The 15,718-nt window shown below is 67.7% G+C and carries 15 protein-coding genes; 10 read left to right on the top strand and 5 right to left on the bottom strand.

The annotated features are described in order from the left end of the window. Window positions 1-4 precede the first annotated feature (4 nt). The 4 genes from AC1ZQA_RS09690 to AC1ZQA_RS09675 are packed head-to-tail and all read right to left on the bottom strand — an operon-like array spanning window position 5 to window position 4,689. Entirely contained in the window at window positions 5-196 is a 192-nt protein-coding gene (locus AC1ZQA_RS09690; RefSeq protein WP_482676765.1) for a hypothetical protein, read from the bottom strand. 17 nt (window positions 197-213) lie between these two features. After that, window positions 214-1,401: an acetate/propionate family kinase gene (locus tag AC1ZQA_RS09685; protein WP_482676764.1), complete on the bottom strand. Its 1,188-nt coding sequence runs from the start codon at window positions 1,399-1,401 to the stop codon at window positions 214-216. 8 nt (window positions 1,402-1,409) lie between these two features. Further along, entirely contained in the window at window positions 1,410-2,864 is a 1,455-nt protein-coding gene (locus AC1ZQA_RS09680; protein ID WP_482676763.1) for a bifunctional enoyl-CoA hydratase/phosphate acetyltransferase, read from the bottom strand. Between the two features lie 25 nt (window positions 2,865-2,889). Next, the gene (locus tag AC1ZQA_RS09675; RefSeq protein WP_482679311.1) at window positions 2,890-4,689 is read right to left on the bottom strand and encodes a PHA/PHB synthase family protein; all 1,800 of its coding nucleotides are present in this window, start codon (window positions 4,687-4,689) and stop codon (window positions 2,890-2,892) included. Window positions 4,690-5,096: 407 nt separating this feature from the next. Here AC1ZQA_RS09675 and AC1ZQA_RS09670 point away from each other — a divergent pair, with 407 nt between their 5' ends. Continuing rightward, window positions 5,097-6,422 carry a UDP-glucose dehydrogenase family protein gene (locus tag AC1ZQA_RS09670; protein ID WP_482676762.1) on the top strand — a complete coding sequence of 442 codons (1,326 nt, stop codon included), beginning with the start codon at window positions 5,097-5,099 and terminating at the stop codon, window positions 6,420-6,422. Between the two features lie 127 nt (window positions 6,423-6,549). On the opposite strand, the gene AC1ZQA_RS09665 is transcribed toward AC1ZQA_RS09670, so the two are convergent. Further along, window positions 6,550-6,936, bottom strand: coding sequence for a YccF domain-containing protein (locus AC1ZQA_RS09665; RefSeq protein ID WP_482676761.1), 387 nt, complete (start codon window positions 6,934-6,936; stop codon window positions 6,550-6,552). A 188-nt stretch (window positions 6,937-7,124) separates the two neighbouring features. Here AC1ZQA_RS09665 and fliO point away from each other — a divergent pair, with 188 nt between their 5' ends. From fliO to AC1ZQA_RS09620, 9 genes are read left to right on the top strand one after another with little or no spacing between them, the layout of a single operon-like run. After that, complete coding sequence (gene fliO, locus AC1ZQA_RS09660; protein WP_482676760.1) at window positions 7,125-7,511, top strand: flagellar biosynthetic protein FliO; 387 nt, start codon at window positions 7,125-7,127, stop codon at window positions 7,509-7,511. Continuing rightward, window positions 7,508-8,263: a flagellar type III secretion system pore protein FliP gene (gene fliP, locus AC1ZQA_RS09655; RefSeq protein WP_482676759.1), complete on the top strand. Its 756-nt coding sequence runs from the start codon at window positions 7,508-7,510 to the stop codon at window positions 8,261-8,263. Before fliO ends, fliP begins: the two co-directional genes overlap by 4 nt. Window positions 8,264-8,278: 15 nt before the next feature. Beyond that, on the top strand, window positions 8,279-8,554 hold the full coding sequence (fliQ, locus tag AC1ZQA_RS09650; RefSeq protein WP_482676758.1) for a flagellar biosynthesis protein FliQ: 276 nt from the start codon (window positions 8,279-8,281) through the stop codon (window positions 8,552-8,554). Between the two features lie 13 nt (window positions 8,555-8,567). After that, a complete protein-coding gene (fliR, locus tag AC1ZQA_RS09645) occupies window positions 8,568-9,359 on the top strand; it encodes a flagellar biosynthetic protein FliR (RefSeq protein ID WP_482676757.1) in 792 nt (263 codons plus the stop codon). A gap of 10 nt (window positions 9,360-9,369) precedes the next feature. After that, the gene (gene flhB / locus AC1ZQA_RS09640; RefSeq protein ID WP_482676756.1) at window positions 9,370-10,491 is read left to right on the top strand and encodes a flagellar biosynthesis protein FlhB; all 1,122 of its coding nucleotides are present in this window, start codon (window positions 9,370-9,372) and stop codon (window positions 10,489-10,491) included. Between the two features lie 6 nt (window positions 10,492-10,497). Continuing rightward, the gene (flhA, locus tag AC1ZQA_RS09635) at window positions 10,498-12,600 is read left to right on the top strand and encodes a flagellar biosynthesis protein FlhA (RefSeq protein WP_482676755.1); all 2,103 of its coding nucleotides are present in this window, start codon (window positions 10,498-10,500) and stop codon (window positions 12,598-12,600) included. Between the two features lie 17 nt (window positions 12,601-12,617). Further along, window positions 12,618-14,057, top strand: coding sequence for a flagellar biosynthesis GTPase FlhF (flhF, locus tag AC1ZQA_RS09630; RefSeq protein WP_482676754.1), 1,440 nt, complete (start codon window positions 12,618-12,620; stop codon window positions 14,055-14,057). A gap of 22 nt (window positions 14,058-14,079) precedes the next feature. Continuing rightward, window positions 14,080-14,928, top strand: coding sequence for a MinD/ParA family protein (locus AC1ZQA_RS09625; RefSeq protein WP_482676753.1), 849 nt, complete (start codon window positions 14,080-14,082; stop codon window positions 14,926-14,928). A gap of 34 nt (window positions 14,929-14,962) precedes the next feature. After that, window positions 14,963-15,694, top strand: coding sequence for a FliA/WhiG family RNA polymerase sigma factor (locus AC1ZQA_RS09620; RefSeq protein WP_482676752.1), 732 nt, complete (start codon window positions 14,963-14,965; stop codon window positions 15,692-15,694). Window positions 15,695-15,718: the final 24 nt, after the last annotated feature.

Here is a 15,718-nt window from a genome sequence, read left to right as displayed (position 1 = left end):
GGCGCTACGGGCGCAGCGCGCGCGCCAGTGGGGCGATGAGCTGCGCTGCATCCATGCCGGCGATCTGCGCGCCCAGCAAAAGCGCTTCGGCACGGCGGAACACCAGTTTGATGAAGCCCTGCGTCTGCCCGTAGATCTGCGCGCGCGCGTCCTGCGCGTAGTCGTAGCGGGTCACTGCCACGGCCCTTGTGTTCATTCAAGACTCCCTGAGGTTCATGCCAGCAGCGCGGCGGCCTGCAGCGCCATCACGCCTTCTTCGTCGGTGGGCAGGGCGAAAGCGGGGATACGGCTGTCGCCGCGGGTGATGCGGGTCTGCCCTGCGGCGTTGGCCTGCGCGTCCAGCGCCACGCCCAGCCAGGCCAGTGCGTGGCACACGTCGGCACGCACCCGTGCGCTGTGCGTGCCGATGCCGCCGGTGAACACCAGCGCGTCGAGTCCGCCGAGGTCTGCGGCCAGCGCGCCGATGTGATGCACCACGCTGGCGACGAACACCGCGATCGCCTCGGCCGCGCGCGCGTCGCTGCTCTGTTCCAGCGTGCGCAGGTCGTCGCTGATTCCCGACACGCCCTTGAGCCCGCTGTCGTGGTAGAGCATGGCGGTGACCTGGGTTGCGTCCAGCTGCTCTTCAGCGATCCAGTGCAGCACCATCCCGGGGTCGATCGCGCCGCTGCGGGTGGACATGACCAGCCCGTCGAGCGCGGTAAAGCCCATGGTGGTGGTGACGCTCTTCAATTGCCGCAGACCGCACAGGCTTGCCCCGCCGCCCAGATGCGCGACGATCACCGCGCCCTGCGCGCGCGCGCCCAGCAGCGCAGGCAGGCTGTGGGTGATCGCGTCATACGACAGGCCGTGAAAGCCGTAGCGCTTGAAGCCCTTGTCGTGCCATGCGCGCGGGATGGCGTAGCGGCGTGCAAGCGGGGGTTGCGTGGCGTGAAATGCGGTGTCGAAACACGCGATCTGCGGCACGTCGGGCAGCCGCGCCGTGGCTGCGTCCACCCCGGCCAGCCCCGGCCCCTGGTGCAGCGGGGCGAGGCTGCGCAAATCGTCGAGCGCTGCGCGCACCTCGGGGGTGATGCGCTGCGCGCTGGTGTAGCGCTCGCCGCCGTGGACGATGCGGTGCGCAACCGCGGCGATCTCTCCCAAGCCCGCCGGGGCGATGACGTGGTCGAGCAGCGCGTCGACCTCGGCGGCGATGTCGCCGCGCGGCGTGTTCGAGGCGCTGCGGTGCGTTTGCCCTTGCGCATCGCTCCAGCGCAGCAGTGCCTGGCCGTCGTGGTTGTCGATCTCGCCGCGTATCAAGGCCGCGGGCAGCGACGGGCCGGCGCAGTCGGCGAGCGCGAACAGCGCGAATTTCAGGCTGGCCGAGCCGGTGTTGAGGCAGAGCAGGGTGGGGGCGGGCATGGCGCGGTTCACGCGGTCTGCGTCTTGTCGGGTGAGACGTCGGTGGCGTCCAGCTGGCCAGCGGCGCGCAGCAGGGCCTGGCGCTGCAGCACGGCGAGTGCACACGAGGCCAGCCGCGCCTGCACGCCGTCGGCACGGCTGGTGAGGATGATGGGCACGCGCGTGCCGACCACCAGCCCGGCGATGGTCGCGCCGCCGAGGTATTCGAGCTGCTTGGCCAGCATATTGCCCGATTCCAGATCGGGGGTGAGCAGAATGTCGGCCTGTCCGGCTACCGGCGATTGGATGTCCTTGGTCTTGGCCGCGGCGAGCGAAATCGCGTTGTCGAACGCCAGCGGCCCGTCGAGGACGGCGCCGGTGATCTGCCCGCGGTCGGCCATCTTGCACAGCGCCGCTGCGTCCAGCGTGGCGGGCATGCGGGCGTTGACCGTTTCCACCGCGGCCAGCAGCGCCACGCGCGGTGTGGCAACGCCCAGCGCCTGCGCCAGATCGATGGCGTTTTGTGCGATGTCGCGCTTGGTGTCGAGGTCGGGGGCGATGTTGATCGCGGCGTCGGTGATGAACAGCAGGCGGTCGGCAGCCGGGGCATCGACGACGAACACATGGCTGGCGCGCCGCGCCGAGCGCAAGCCGGTGGCGGGGTCGAGCACCGCGTGCATCAGTTCGTCGGTGTGCAGCGCGCCTTTCATCAGCGCGCCGACCTTGCCATTGCGCGCCAGCTCCACCGCGCGTGCGGCGGCGGCATGGCTGTGCTCGGTGGACAGCAGCTGCCAGGGCGACAGGTCGATGCCCGCAGCCTCTGCCGCGGCGCGGATGCGCGCTTCCGGCCCGATCCACACCGGCTCGATCAACCCGGCCTGCGCCGCGTCGATCGCGCCCTGGATGGACACGGCATTCACCGGATGCACCACGGCCACGCGCATCGGGTGCAGACCCTTGCAACCTTCGCGCGCCCTGGCCACCAGCGCGAGCAGGCGCTGGCCCGGGTCGATCAGATGCAACTGCGGCAGATGGGTGCGGGGGCGGCAGACTTTTTCGGTCGGCGCCTGCACCAGCGCGTGGCCGCTGACCACGATCTGCCCGCGCTGGTTGACCACTGCGCAGTCGAAGCGGATGCGGTGCGTGTCGGCAAACTTCTCGCGCGCAGTGACCGACACGGTGACCGTGTCGCCCAGCAGCACCTGCTGATGAAAGGTCAGCGCCTGATCGACATACACCGTGCCCGGCCCTGGCAGTTCGGTGCCGAGCAGGTTGGACAGCAGCGCGCCGCTCCACATGCCGTGCGCGACCACTTGGTGAAACGGGGTGCTGCGGGCGAAGTCGGCGTCCACATGCGAAGGGTTGGCGTCGCCCGACATCACCGCGAAGGTGGCAATGTCGTTCAGCGTGAGGGTGCGCTGCAGGCTGGCGCTGTCGCCCACGGCGATCTCGTCGAAGGTGCGGTTGCAAAGGGTGTCGGTCATGCGCGTCTCGGGAGGAGGGGGGGATTCAGCGCTGCAGCACATACTCGCCCGGCGCGTTGGCCAGCGGAGGATGGTCCACGCTGCCGCAGGCCGGCGGGTCGACCTGCTGGCCGCTGCCCTTGGCGACCAGCCAGCGGCTCCACAGCGGCCACCACGAGCCTTCCTCGGCCTGCGCCAGCGGTACCCAGTGATCCGGGTCGAGGTAGGGGCGGCCGCCGGGGTGCACCGCCCAGCGGTAGTGGCGGTGCGGATGGCCGGGCTCGCTGACGATGCCGGCGTTGTGCCCGCCGCTGGTGAGCACGAAGGTCACTTCGGAATCGGCCAGAAGGTGGATCTTGTAGACCGACTTCCACGGTGCGACATGATCGGTCTCGGTGCCGACGACGAACCACGGCGCGGTGACGTTTTCCACTGCGACCGGCTTGCCATCGACCTTGTAATGCCCCTCGGCCAGCGCGTTGCGCAGGTAGAGGCTGCGCAGGTATTCGCTGTGCATGCGGTAGGGCATGCGGGTGGCGTCGGCGTTCCACGCCATCAGGTCGTTCATCGGCGCGCGCTCGCCCATCAGGTAGTCGCGCATGATGCGCGACCAGATCAGATCGGAAGAGCGCAGCATCTGGAAGGTGCCGGCCATCTGCGAGGTGTCGAGAAACCCCTGCGACCACATCAGATCCTCGAGAAAGCTGACCTGGCTCTCGTCGGTGAACAGGGTGAGCTCGCCGGCCTCGGTGAAATCGGTCTGCGCGGCGAACAGGCTGATGCTTGCCAGCCGCTCGTCGCCGCGCCGCGCCAGCGCCGCAGCGGCGATGGACAGCAGTGTGCCGCCCAGGCAGTAGCCGGTGGCATGGACCCTGCGGCCCGGAACGATCGCGCCCACCGCATCGAGCGCGGCCAGCGGGCCGAGATGCAGGTAGTCGTCCATGCCCAGATCGCGATCGTCGGCAGTGGGGTTTTTCCACGACACCATGAACACCGTGTGGCCCTGATCGACCAGAAATTTCACCAGCGCGTTGTGCGGCGACAGGTCGAGGATGTAGTACTTCATGATCCACGCCGGGATGATGAGCACCGGCTCGGCGTGCACTGTCGGCGTGGTCGGGCTGTACTGGATCAGTTCCATCAGCCGGTTGCGCAGCACCACCTTGCCCGGGGTGACCGCCACCTCAAACCCGGGGCGGAACTGCTCGACCCCGGCGGGAGGCCGCCTGTCGATCAGCCGCTGCAGATCGTCCTGCCAGTTGCGCAGCCCTTGCAGCAGGCTGGTGCCGCCGGTGGCGGCGGTGCGCTCGAGCACCTCCGGGTTGGTCCAGAAGAAATTGCTCGGCGAGACCATGTCCATCCACTGTCGCGCCATGAAGGCCACGACCTGCTCATGGTGCGGCGATACCCCGCGCACGCCATGCGCTGCGGCATCGACCAGTTGTTCGCGCAGGAGGAAGCGCTGCGCGATCAGGTTGAACGGAAACTGCTGCCACTGCGGCGCGGCAAAGCGCCGGTCGGTCGCGGGCGGGGTGATGCAATCCGGGCAGGGGGTGCGGTCGCCGCGCAGCGCATGCGCACCCAGTTCGGCGGCGTAGCGCAGCCACTGGCCCTGCAGTTGCAGCGCCTGCGCCGCCAGGCTGGCCTGCTTGCCGGGCGAGGCCGTCATGTGCATGGCCCAATCGGCAAACGCCAGACCGAGCGCGGCCGGCGACAGCCCCAGCGTGGCGCGGGCCGACAGCGCGTGGATCGCGCGGTCGATCATGTCGCGCTGGGCCTGATCGCGGTCCGGCGGTGGCAGCGGAGTGCTTGAGGACGGCGGCAGGGGGATGACAGGCCGCGGCATTTCGGAGACCCCGTTGCGCGGCGCGGAGGGGACGGCTGCCGTCGAGACGGCAGCCAGTTTCAGCGCCGCTTGCTTGCTTGCGGATGCGCCAGCCCCCGATTTGCGTGGCGAAGCACGTCGGGGGCGGGGCTGGAGTTCGCTCATGGGTCTCTCCTCAAGGAAACGCAGGGCCGCCCCAGGTTGCCTCGACCCCCCTCGGGGGGTGAGGCGGCGAGTCAGCCCGGGGGGGGCGCGCAACAGATCACTGCATTGGAATGTCGCAGTGCAACATGGCACTTGATGCACGTCAAGCCGGGCGGGTCAGCGGATGTCAGCGCGGTCATGGAATGCAACGCCGTGTGTCACAGGCTTTGCCGCCGCCATGCTGCAAAATAGCACTCCCTGATGAAATCACGAGAAAGCCTGTCATGCGCGTCACAGTCATAGGAGCGGGGTATGTCGGTCTGGTCACCGCGGCCTGCTTTGCCGACGTCGGCAACAAGGTCACCTGCATCGAACGCGACCCGGCCCGCCTGTCCGCGCTGCGCGAACGCGCCGAGGTGCCGTTCTACGAGCCTGGTCTGAGCGATCTGGTGCGGCGCAATATCGAGCAGGGGCGGCTGACCTTGAGCCCGAGCATCGCCGAGGGTCTGCCGGGTTCGCAGGTGTGCTTCATTGCAGTGGGCACGCCGTCGCTGCCCAGCGGGCAGGCCGATCTGTCGCAGGTGGAGGGCGCTGCCGCCGAGATCGGTCGCGCGATGACCGGGCCGCTGGTGGTGGTGCAGAAATCCACCGCGCCGGTGGGCACCATCCCCAAGGTGCGCGCACTGGCCGAGGCCGAGCTTGCCAGGCGCGGCGTGGACCATCGTCTGGGCGTGGTGAGCAATCCGGAATTTCTCAAGGAAGGCTCGGCCATCGAGGACTTCACCCGCGGCGATCGCATCGTGCTCGGCAGCGACGATCCGCAGGCAATCGCCACCATGCGCGAGCTGTACCGCCCGTTCAACCGCAATCACGAAAAGATCATGGTGATGGACGCGGCCAGCGCCGAGCTGACCAAATATGCCGCCAACGCCATGCTGGCCACGCGCATCTCGTTCATGAACGAACTGGCGCGCATCGCCGAAGCCGTGGGGGCGGACATCGAACAGATCCGCAAGGGCATCGGCGTCGATCACCGCATCGGCAGCCACTTTCTCTACGCCGGCGCCGGGTATGGCGGCTCGTGCTTTCCCAAGGATGTGAAGGCGCTGGCGCACACGGCGCGCGAACTCGGGCTGCACGCCGAGCTGGTGGAAGCGGTGGACGCGGTCAACCAGCGGCAGAAGCTGCGGCTGTTCGAGAAGATTCACGACCATTACCAGGGCGCGCTGGCTGGCAAGACCTTCGCGGTCTGGGGCTTGGCGTTCAAGCCGAACACCGACGACATGCGCGACGCGCCCAGTCTGGACCTCATCACCGCGCTGCTGCAGGCGGGCGCGACAGTGCAGGCCTGGGACCCGGTGGCGGTGGACATGGCGCGGCGTCTGCTGCCCGCGCAGCCCGCGCTGGTGTTTTCCAAGGACGCGACTGCGGCGCTGCAGGGCGCCGATGCGCTGGCAGTGATTACCGAATGGCACGCCTTCCGCTCGCCCGATTTCGGCGCGCTGGCCGCCACGCTCAAGGACCAGGTGGTGTTCGACGGCCGCAATATCTGGGACCCGGAATTCGTCCGTGCCGCCGGGCTGCGGTACTACGGCATCGGCAGAGGCTGAAGCGCTGCCAGGCCGACCCCCTCCCAGCCTCCCCCCCAGTAAGGGAGGAGAGAACAGCGCTTCGCGCCTGCTTCGGATGCCCTCCCAGCCTCCCCCACGCGTGGGGGAGGTGGAAAGCGTTGAAGCCCTAAGGTGTGATCGGCACGATCTCTTTGCCGTAGGGAAAAAACGCCAGTCCGGCCAGCTTGATGTGCTGCAGGGCGAACGGAATGCCGATGATGGTGATGGCGCACAGCAGCGCCGACACCAGATGCCCCAAGGCCAGCCACCAGCCGAACAGAATCGCCCAGATCAGATTGCCCAGCGCACTGAACCCACTGCCCACCGCGCCACTGGGCTTGTCGGCCACCATGCGGCCGAATGGCCAGAAGCTGAACGCGCCGATGCGAAACGCCGCGATCGCCCACGGAATGCCGATGATGGTGATGGCGCACAGCAGCGCGGTGAACCACCACGCCAGCCCCATGACGAAGCCGCCGAGGATGAACCACAGGATGTTGCCGATCAGTCGCATGGGGTCTCCAGGTTGAAAGGGTCGAAACCGCATTCTGCGTGAAAGCGCAGGCTGGCCTGCGGATTGCAAAGACAGGGCAGGAGTCCTGCCGGAACCGGCTGAGGCGCTGATGCGAGAGCGGGTTTTGCCGTTCTTTGCGTCAAGCACCCGACGGCGGGACGCACAAACGTCAGGAAACCGTCGCCATCATGTCGCCCTCTGCCTTGCCCGATCCGCTCGCCTGGACCGAACTGCTGCGCGTGTTTGGCGGACTGGTTGCGGTGATCGCGGTGTTCGTTGCCGCGCTGTGGCTGCTCAAGCGCGTCCAGCCCGGCATGCGCGCCGCCAGCGGCCCGATGCGGGTGCTCGCCACGCTGCATCTGGCGCCGCGCGAAAAGCTGCTGCTGGTGCAGGTGGGTGGGCAGCAATTACTGCTCGCGTCGAGCGCGCAGGGGCTGACCTGTCTGCACGTGCTGGCCACGCCGGTCGATCTGCAGCCGCCCACCGCGGCGCCCGGGGTTGCTGCGGTCTTGCCCGCCAGCTTTTCCGACTGGTTGCGGCGCGCCGTGGAGCAACGCGCAAAGGCCAGGCCATGAGTCGTTCGACGTCACGCCTGCTCGTGCGCGCGCTGACCGCAGCGGCGCTGTGCATGCCGCTGTGGGCGAGCGCGCAGGCGCTGCCCGCGTTCACCGCCACACCGGCAGCCGGGGGCGGCACCGAATACAGCTTGAGCGTGCAAACGCTGCTGTTCATGACCGCGCTGGTGTTCCTGCCGGCGATGCTGCTGATGATGACCGCGTTCACCCGCATCGTCATCGTGCTGTCGCTGCTCAAGCAGGCGCTGGGCACGACCACGGTGCCGCCCAGCCAGGTGATCGTCGGGCTGTCGCTGTTTCTCACGTTTTTTGTCATGAGCCCGGTGCTGAACCAGGTCAACGACGTCGCGGTCAAGCCGCTGATGGACAACCAGATGTCGATGCAGCAGGCGCTGCAGGCAGGGGCGGCGCCGTTGCGCGATTTCATGCTGCGGCAGACGCGGCAGGAAGACCTTGCGCTGTTCGTCAAGCTCTCCGGCCACAAGGCGCTGGACAAGCCAGCGGACACGCCGATGACCCTGTTGATCCCGGCGTTCGTCACGTCCGAACTCAAGACCGCGTTCCAGATCGGCTTCGTGATCTTCATCCCGTTTCTGATCATCGACATGGTGGTCGCCGCGGTGCTGATGTCGATGGGGATGATGATGCTCTCACCGGTGACTGTGTCGTTTCCGCTCAAGCTCATGCTGTTCGTGCTGGTCGGCGGCTGGGACCTAGTGATCGGTTCGCTGGTGCAAAGCTTCGTGCACTGAGGAAAGGTAGACCCCATGACACCTGAATCCATCACCACCATCGCGCAGCAGGCGCTGTGGGTGACCTTCCTGGTGGCGCTGCCGCTGCTCGGCGTGGCGCTGGTCGTCGGTCTGCTGGTCAGCCTGATCCAGGCGGCCACGCAACTCAATGAAATGACCCTGAGCTTCGTGCCCAAGGTGCTCGCGATGGGGCTGGCCGCGGTGCTCGCCGGGCCGTGGATGCTGCATGTGATGATGGACTTCACCATCCGGCTGTTCGAGAGCATCCCGCATCTGATCAACGGCGGCTGAAGGCAGTGAGGCCATGATCCATTTCACCAGCACGCAGATCGAGACCTGGATCGGCGCGTTGTTCTGGCCCTTCCTGCGGGTGCTGGCCATGTTGTCGGCAGCTCCCGTGTTCGGCATGGGCAGTGTGCCGGTGTTGCTGCGCGTGGGGCTTGCGGTGCTGGTGGCCGTGGCCATCGCCCCGGCACTGCCTGCCATGCCTCCGGTGCAGTTCGGCACGGCTGCGGCATGGATGCTGGTGGTGCAGCAGCTGCTGGTGGGCGGGGCGATCGGCTTGTCGATGACCCTGATTCTCAGCGCGGTGCAGCTTGCCGGCGGGGTGATCGGGCTGCAGATGGGCATGGGTTTCGCCACCCTGTTCGACCCGGTGCAGGGCGTGCAGGTCACGAGCCTGGCGAGCTTTCTCAACATCCTCACACTGCTGCTGTTTCTTGCGGTCAACGGCCATCTGGTGCTGCTGGCGGTGATTGCGCGCAGCTTCAGCCTGCTGCCGGTCGCGCCCAATCTGGGGCTGGCAGCGCAGACCTGGCAGCTTCTCGCGCAGGCGGGGACGGCGATTTTCAGCTTGGGACTTGCGCTGTCCGCGCCGGTGCTGGGCGTGCTGCTGATCGCCAACCTCGGCCTGGGGGTGCTGACCAAGCTCGCGCCGCAGCTCAACCTGTTTGCCATCGGCTTTCCGATGTTTTTCATTCTGGGTTTTGTCGCGCTGTATCTGGTGATGCCAGTGATGCAGAACGTGGTGCAGCATCTGGTCGATGTCGGGCTGAATCTTTCCGGCCAGGTGTTGCAGCAGGGCGCAGCGCGCTAGGAGCAGGCAGATGGCCGAAGACAGCGCACAGGAAAAGGAATTACCCGCCTCGCAAAAGCGCAAGCAGCTGGCGCGTGAAAAGGGGCAGGTGGCGCGATCGCGTGACCTCACCTCCGCGCTGTTGCTGCTGGGCGTGGCGGTGCTGGTCACCAGCCTGGGCGGCTGGTTCTACGACACCGCCCGGTCGCTGCTGCACACCGGACTCACCTCCGCAGCGCTGGCTGCGCAGGACCCGACCGCGATGCTGCAGGCCGCAGGCAAGGTGGCGCTGATCGGCGTGCTGCTGGCTGCGCCGGTGCTGGCGCTGACCTTTGTCGCCGGTGCAGCAGGCGGGGTGGTGATGGGCGGCTGGGTGTTCAGCACTCAGGCGCTGGCGCCGGATTTCAGCCGCCTCGACCCGATCACCGGCATCAAGCGCATGTTCTCCATCACCGGTCTGGGCGAACTCGGCAAGGCGCTGCTCAAGGCCATCGTGATTGGCGTGATCGCGGGCCTGGTGCTGCTGAGCCAGCGCGGCGCGTTGCTCGGGCTGTTGCAGGTGGAGCCGAACCTCGCGCAGACCCAGCTCGGGTTGATCGCGGCCAAGGCGTTTTTGTGGATGGCTGCGGGCACGCTGCTGGTGGCTGCGGTGGATGTGCCGTGGCAGTTGTTCCAGATGAACAAGCAGCTCAAGATGAGCCGTCAGGACATGCAGGATGAAATGCGCGAAAGCGAGGGCAATCCGCAGATCAAGCAGAAGCTGCGCGCGCTGCAGCGTGAGCGCGCGCGCAAGCGCATGATGGCCGCCGTGCCCAGGGCGGACGTGGTGGTGACCAATCCGACGCATTACGCCGTGGCGCTGGCCTACAAGGAAGGCAAGAACCGCGCCCCGGTGGTGCTGGCGCTCGGGGCCGACCGGGTGGCAGCGCGCATCCGCGAGATTGCCGCCGAGCATGGCGTGCCGGTGATCGAGGCGCCGCCGCTGGCGCGCGCGCTGTTTCATCACGCCGAACTGGAGCAGGAAATTCCGGTGGCGCTCTACAACGCCGTGGCCCTGCTGCTGGCCTATGTCTTCCAGTTGCGCGCCGCACCGCAGATCGCCCAGGCGCCGGATGACTGGGCCATTCCTCCAGACTTTGCAGTGAACGCGTAAACCACCATGGCGACTTCCCCGACTTCGAGTTCCATCACCGTGCCGGCCTGGCGCACGCTGCTGCGGCGCGTGGACTGGCGCATGCTCACCGCGCCGGTTCTTGTGGTGCTCATCCTGATGATGCTGGTGGTGCCGCTGCCCACCGTGCTGCTCGACATGCTGTTCACCTTCAACATCGTGCTGTCGCTGATCATCATGCTGGTCACCCTGTACCTCACCCGGCCACTGGATTTCTCGGCATTTCCCACCGCGCTGCTGTTCACCACCCTGCTGCGGCTGTCGCTCAATGTGGCGGCGGCGCGGGTCATCCTGCTGCACGGGCAGAACGGGGAAGGCGCCGCAGGGGCCGTGATCGAGTCCTTCGGCAAGTTCGTGGTCGGGGGCAATTACGCGGTGGGCATCATCGTGTTTGCCATTCTGGTGGTGATCAACTTCGTGGTGATCACCAAGGGCGCGGGGCGCATCGCCGAGGTCAGCGCGCGCTTCACCCTGGACGCCATGCCGGGCAAGCAGATGGCGATCGACGCCGATCTCAACGCCGGGCTGATCGACCAGGAAGAGGCCCGCAAGCGCCGCGCCGAGGTGGCGCAGGAGGCCGACTTCTACGGCGCGATGGACGGCGCGAGCAAGTTCGTGCGCGGCGACGCGGTGGCCGCCATTCTCATTCTGTTCATCAACCTGATCGGCGGACTGGTGATCGGCGTGTTCATGCACGGCCTGAGCCTGCGCGACGCGGCGCAGAACTACACCCTGCTGTCCATCGGCGACGCGCTGGTGTCGCAGATCCCCGCGCTGGTCATCTCGATGGCTGCGGGCATCGTGATCAGCAATGTGTCCACCGGGCAGGACGTGGGGCGGCAACTGGTCAGCCAGTTGTTCACCCATCCGCGGGTGCTGGCGATCACGGCGGGCATCCTCGGACTGATCGGGCTGGTGCCGGGCATGCCGCACCTGGCCTTCCTCGGCGCTGCGGCGGTGCTGGGCGGCGTGCTGTGGTGGCAGCTCAAAAAACAGAAGCAGGCCGCAGCCCAGGCGCAGGCCGCCCCCGAAGCGGTGCCGCCCGCCGAGCCGGAGGAGGTGAGCTGGGAACAGATCGAGCCGGTGGACACCCTCTCGCTGGACGTGGGCTACCGGCTGATTCCGCTGGTGGACCGCAATCAGGGCGGCGAGCTGCTCGGGCGCATTCGCGGGGTGCGCAAGAAGTTCGCGCAGGAGATGGGCTTTCTGGTCGCCTCGGTGCACATCCGCGACAACCTGGAGCTGCGTCCCGGCGGCTATCGCATCGCCCTCAAGGGTGTGGATGTGGGCAGCGGCGACATCTTCCCCGACCTGCTCATGGCCATCAACCCGGGGCAGGTGATGGGCGAGGTGCAGGGCACCCCGACCAAGGACCCCGCGTTTGGCCTGCCTGCGGTGTGGATCAACAAGGAACAGCGCGACCGTGCGCAGGCGCTGGGCTACACCGTGGTCGATCCCAGCACCGTGCTCGCCACCCATCTGCACCACCTGCTGCAGACCCATGCGGCCGACCTGCTCGGGCGCGAGGAGGTCGAAGGTTTGCTGGCGCATCTGTCCAAGCGTTCGCCCAAGCTGGTGGAGGACCTGGTGCCCAAGCTCATGTCCGCCGACCGGCTGCGCAAGGTGCTGCAGAATCTGCTGACCGAGGGCGTGCCGATCCGCGACATGCGCACCATTGCCGAGGTGCTGGCCGAAAACGCCGCGCAGGTGACCGACACCGACGAACTCACCGCCCGGGTGCGGCTGGCGCTGGGCGCCTACATCGTGCAGAGTCTGTCGCCGAACGGGCAGGAGCTGTCGGCCGCGGTGCTCGACGGGCAGCTGGAACAGATTCTGCTTTCCAGCCTGCGCGCCGACCCGCAGCAGGCCGCAGTGGAACCCGGGCTGGCGCAGCGCCTGATGGACAAGGCGCGCGAGCTGATGCAACGCATGGAAGCGCAGGGCGCGACCGGCGTGCTGCTGGTCAGTGCGCCGCTGCGACAGTTCCTTGCCCGTCTGCTGGCGCGCAGCGCACCGCGGTTGCGGGTGCTGTCCTATGCTGAAATTCCCGACCAGAAACAGGTCAAGGTCACCGCCACGCTGGGCGCATGAACACTGGAGCCGCAATCGTGAAAATCAAACGCTACACCGGAACCAACACCCGCGAGGTGCTCACCCGCATCCGCAACGACCTCGGCGCCGACGCGGTGATCCTGTCGAATCGGGAAATCGTCGGCGGCGTCGAATTGATGGCGGCGGTGGACTTCGACGCCAGCCGGTTTCCGTCGGAGGAGCAGGAAGGGGAGGCGGCGGCGCCTGCTGCGGCTCCCCAACCCAACCCTCCCCACACGTGGAGAGGGAGTGAAGCGGCTGCGGGCGAGACGGCCAGCGCATCCGCTGCCGGAGGAGGCCGGGAGGGGCATCCGAAGGCAACGCCTGGCGCCGCTCTCTCCTCCCCCACGCGTGGGGGAGGTCGGGAGGGGGAAGGGCAAGACCGCCCCACTCCCAACCCCGCCGCCGACCTGCCCCTGCCCGCCGTGGCGCGGGTGCCCGCCCCAATGACGCTGGAGCAGAAGGACGCCGCTGCGCTGGCAGTTGCTCCCAAGCCGCCCGCACATTCGGCGGTCCGTCCCGATGCCCTCCAGCCGCGCCCCGATCGGCTTGTCGCGCCGCAGGACGAACTCGGTACCCTGCGCCATGAATTGCACGATCTGCGGCAGTGGATGCAGTCGCAGATGTCCGGTCTGGCCGACGCCGGGCCGCTCACTCCGCTGGGCGAGCAGCTGCAGGCGCTGGGCTTTTCCACCGCGCGGGCACGGCAGCTCGGCAGCGACGCGCTGAACCTGCGCGGGGCGCTGGCCGCGTATCTCGGCAAAGGGCTGCAGGTGGCGGCCGATCCGGTGTCGGCTGCGGGTATCTACGCCCTGGTCGGGCCGACCGGCGCGGGCAAGACCACGACCATCGCCAAGCTCGCTGCCCGGCTGGTGCTGCGCCACGGCACCGCGGCGGTGGCGCTGATCACCACCGACACCTACCGCATCGGCGGGGTCGAGCAACTCAAGATCTACGGCCGCATCCTTGGCGTTCCGGTGGCGGTGGCGCGCGACGGCGAGGAACTGCAGCAACATCTGCGCGAATTCGCCGACAGGCGCTACGTGCTGATCGACAGCATCGGCCTGAGCCCGCGGGATGCGCGCATGGCCGAGCAGATGCAATGGCTGCAGGCGCTGGGTGAGCGTGTCACCCGGCTGCTGGTGGTCGGCGCCGGGCTGGCTCCGGCGGCGTATGCCGAACTCTGGGCGCTGTACCGCCGCCTGCCGGTGGCCGCAGCCATTCTGACCAAGCTGGATGAAAGCCCGAGCTTCGGCGCGGCGCTGCAATGGCTGGTGGAGAGCAGCGTGCCGCTGTGGTTCTACACGGACGGCCAACGTGTGCCCGAAGACCTGCATGTGCCGTCGCTGGCTAAGATCACGGCTTTGCTCGAGCACGATCCCGTGACCCGCTTCGATTCCCCCGCCGTCCAGCCTCCCGCCGCCGCAACCGCCGTGGCGTCGGCGCGTTCGGCCTGATGCCATGACCCGGGACAACCTCATGGATCAAGCCGAAGGACTGCGCCGCCTGCAGCGCCCGCCGACCAAGGTCATCACCGTGGCCAGCGGCAAGGGCGGAGTGGGCAAGACCAATGTGGTCGCCAATCTGGCCATCACCCTGGGACGCGGCGGCCAGCGGGTGATGGTGTTCGATGCCGACCTCGGGCTGGGCAATATCGACATCCTGCTCGGGCTCACCCCGCGCCACAACATCTCGCATGTGCTCTCCGGCGAAAGGCAGCTCAGCGACGTGCTGGTGCGCGGCCCACAGGACATTCTGGTGCTGCCCGCCTCCAGCGGCGTGGCCAGCATGGCCTCGCTCGATATTGCCACGCAGGCGCGGCTGATCGATGCGGTGAGCTCCCTCGACATGCCGCTGGACTATCTGCTGGTCGATTGCGCCGCCGGCATTGCCGGTGACGTGCTCACCTTCAGCCGCGCGGCGCAGGACCTGATCGTGGTGCTGTCCAACGAGCCGGCCTCCGTGGCGGACGCCTACGCCCTCATCAAGGTCCTGAGCAAGCAATACGGGCTCAAGCGCTTTCACCTGCTGCCCAACATGGTGCGCGATGCGCGGGAAGGGCAGGCGCTGTTTGCCAAGATCACCGGCGTGGCCGACCGCTATCTCGATGTCTCGCTCGACCTGCTGGGCAGCATTCCGCTGGACGCCGCGCTGCGTGCTGCGGTGCGCAGCCAGCGCGCAGTGGTCGAATCGGCGCCACAGAGTGCGGCGGCTGCGGCCTTTGCCGCACTGGCTGCGCGGGTGCAAGCCTGGCCGTTGCCGCAAGGGCCGAGCGGGCGCATCGAATTCTTCATGCAGCAGTGGCTGCGCGCCGAGCAGGCCGCATGAGCGGCGCGGCATTCACGACAGTGCGATCCACGGCATGAAGCCCGGCCTCTATCCCGCCCCGGAATCCCGCGAGGAGCGGCTGACCAAGCATCTGCCCATGGTGCGGCGTATCGCCGGGCAGATGGCGGCGCAGTTGCCGGCCTCGGTCGATTTTTCCGATCTGGAGCAGGCCGGCATGATCGGCCTGTGGGACGCCCTCGACCGCGGCGAAATGCAGTCGCCAGCGCAGTTCGCCACCTATGCCGCCATCCGCATCCGCGGCGCCATTTATGACGAACTGCGCAAGCTCGACTGGCTGCCGCGCCGCAGCCGTGCCAAGGAACGGCAGATGGAGCGGGCCGAAGCGCTGCTCACCCAGCGCCTGGGCCGCCATCCCGACGATGCCGAGATTGCCGCGCATCTGGGCTGGGAACTGGCCGAGTATTACGACGCGCTGGCCGAGACCAGCATGCAGCTGGTCTACCTCGAAGACCTCACATCCGACAACGGCGGTGACTATGCCGACCGCACCGCCGACCTGGCCAGCCTGCTGCCCGAGGAACTGCTGCAGGACGCCGAGCTCGAGCGCGATCTGCAGGCCGCCATTCTCGATCTGCCCGAGCGCGAGAAACTGGTGCTGTCGCTCTATTACCAGGAGGATCTGCAGCTCAAGGACATCGGCCGGGTGCTCGAAGTGAGCGAATCGCGCGTGAGCCAGCTCATGAAACAGGCGGTGATGCGGCTGCGTGCCCGCCTGCAGAATCACCAGCAGACCGCCAAGCCATAGCAACAAGCCAGACAGGGACGGAAC

The sequence above is a fragment of the Thiomonas sp. DCM-2 genome, assembly GCF_056820905.1.
This window is presented reverse-complemented; position numbering and strand designations above follow the sequence as displayed.

Coding starts and splice junctions, on each gene's coding strand:
- AC1ZQA_RS09690 (WP_482676765.1), bottom strand. CDS start 196: ATGAACACAAGGGCCGTGGCAGTGACCCGCTACGACTACGCGCAGGAC.
- AC1ZQA_RS09685 (WP_482676764.1), bottom strand. CDS start 1,401: ATGCCCGCCCCCACCCTGCTCTGCCTCAACACCGGCTCGGCCAGCCTG.
- flhB (WP_482676756.1), top strand. CDS start 9,370: ATGGCCGAAGACAGCGCACAGGAAAAGGAATTACCCGCCTCGCAAAAG.
- AC1ZQA_RS09680 (WP_482676763.1), bottom strand. CDS start 2,864: ATGACCGACACCCTTTGCAACCGCACCTTCGACGAGATCGCCGTGGGC.
- AC1ZQA_RS09620 (WP_482676752.1), top strand. CDS start 14,963: ATGAAGCCCGGCCTCTATCCCGCCCCGGAATCCCGCGAGGAGCGGCTG.
- fliO (WP_482676760.1), top strand. CDS start 7,125: ATGTCGCCCTCTGCCTTGCCCGATCCGCTCGCCTGGACCGAACTGCTG.
- AC1ZQA_RS09675 (WP_482679311.1), bottom strand. CDS start 4,689: ATGCCGCGGCCTGTCATCCCCCTGCCGCCGTCCTCAAGCACTCCGCTG.
- AC1ZQA_RS09665 (WP_482676761.1), bottom strand. CDS start 6,936: ATGCGACTGATCGGCAACATCCTGTGGTTCATCCTCGGCGGCTTCGTC.
- flhA (WP_482676755.1), top strand. CDS start 10,498: ATGGCGACTTCCCCGACTTCGAGTTCCATCACCGTGCCGGCCTGGCGC.
- fliR (WP_482676757.1), top strand. CDS start 8,568: ATGATCCATTTCACCAGCACGCAGATCGAGACCTGGATCGGCGCGTTG.
- AC1ZQA_RS09625 (WP_482676753.1), top strand. CDS start 14,080: ATGGATCAAGCCGAAGGACTGCGCCGCCTGCAGCGCCCGCCGACCAAG.
- fliP (WP_482676759.1), top strand. CDS start 7,508: ATGAGTCGTTCGACGTCACGCCTGCTCGTGCGCGCGCTGACCGCAGCG.
- AC1ZQA_RS09670 (WP_482676762.1), top strand. CDS start 5,097: ATGCGCGTCACAGTCATAGGAGCGGGGTATGTCGGTCTGGTCACCGCG.
- fliQ (WP_482676758.1), top strand. CDS start 8,279: ATGACACCTGAATCCATCACCACCATCGCGCAGCAGGCGCTGTGGGTG.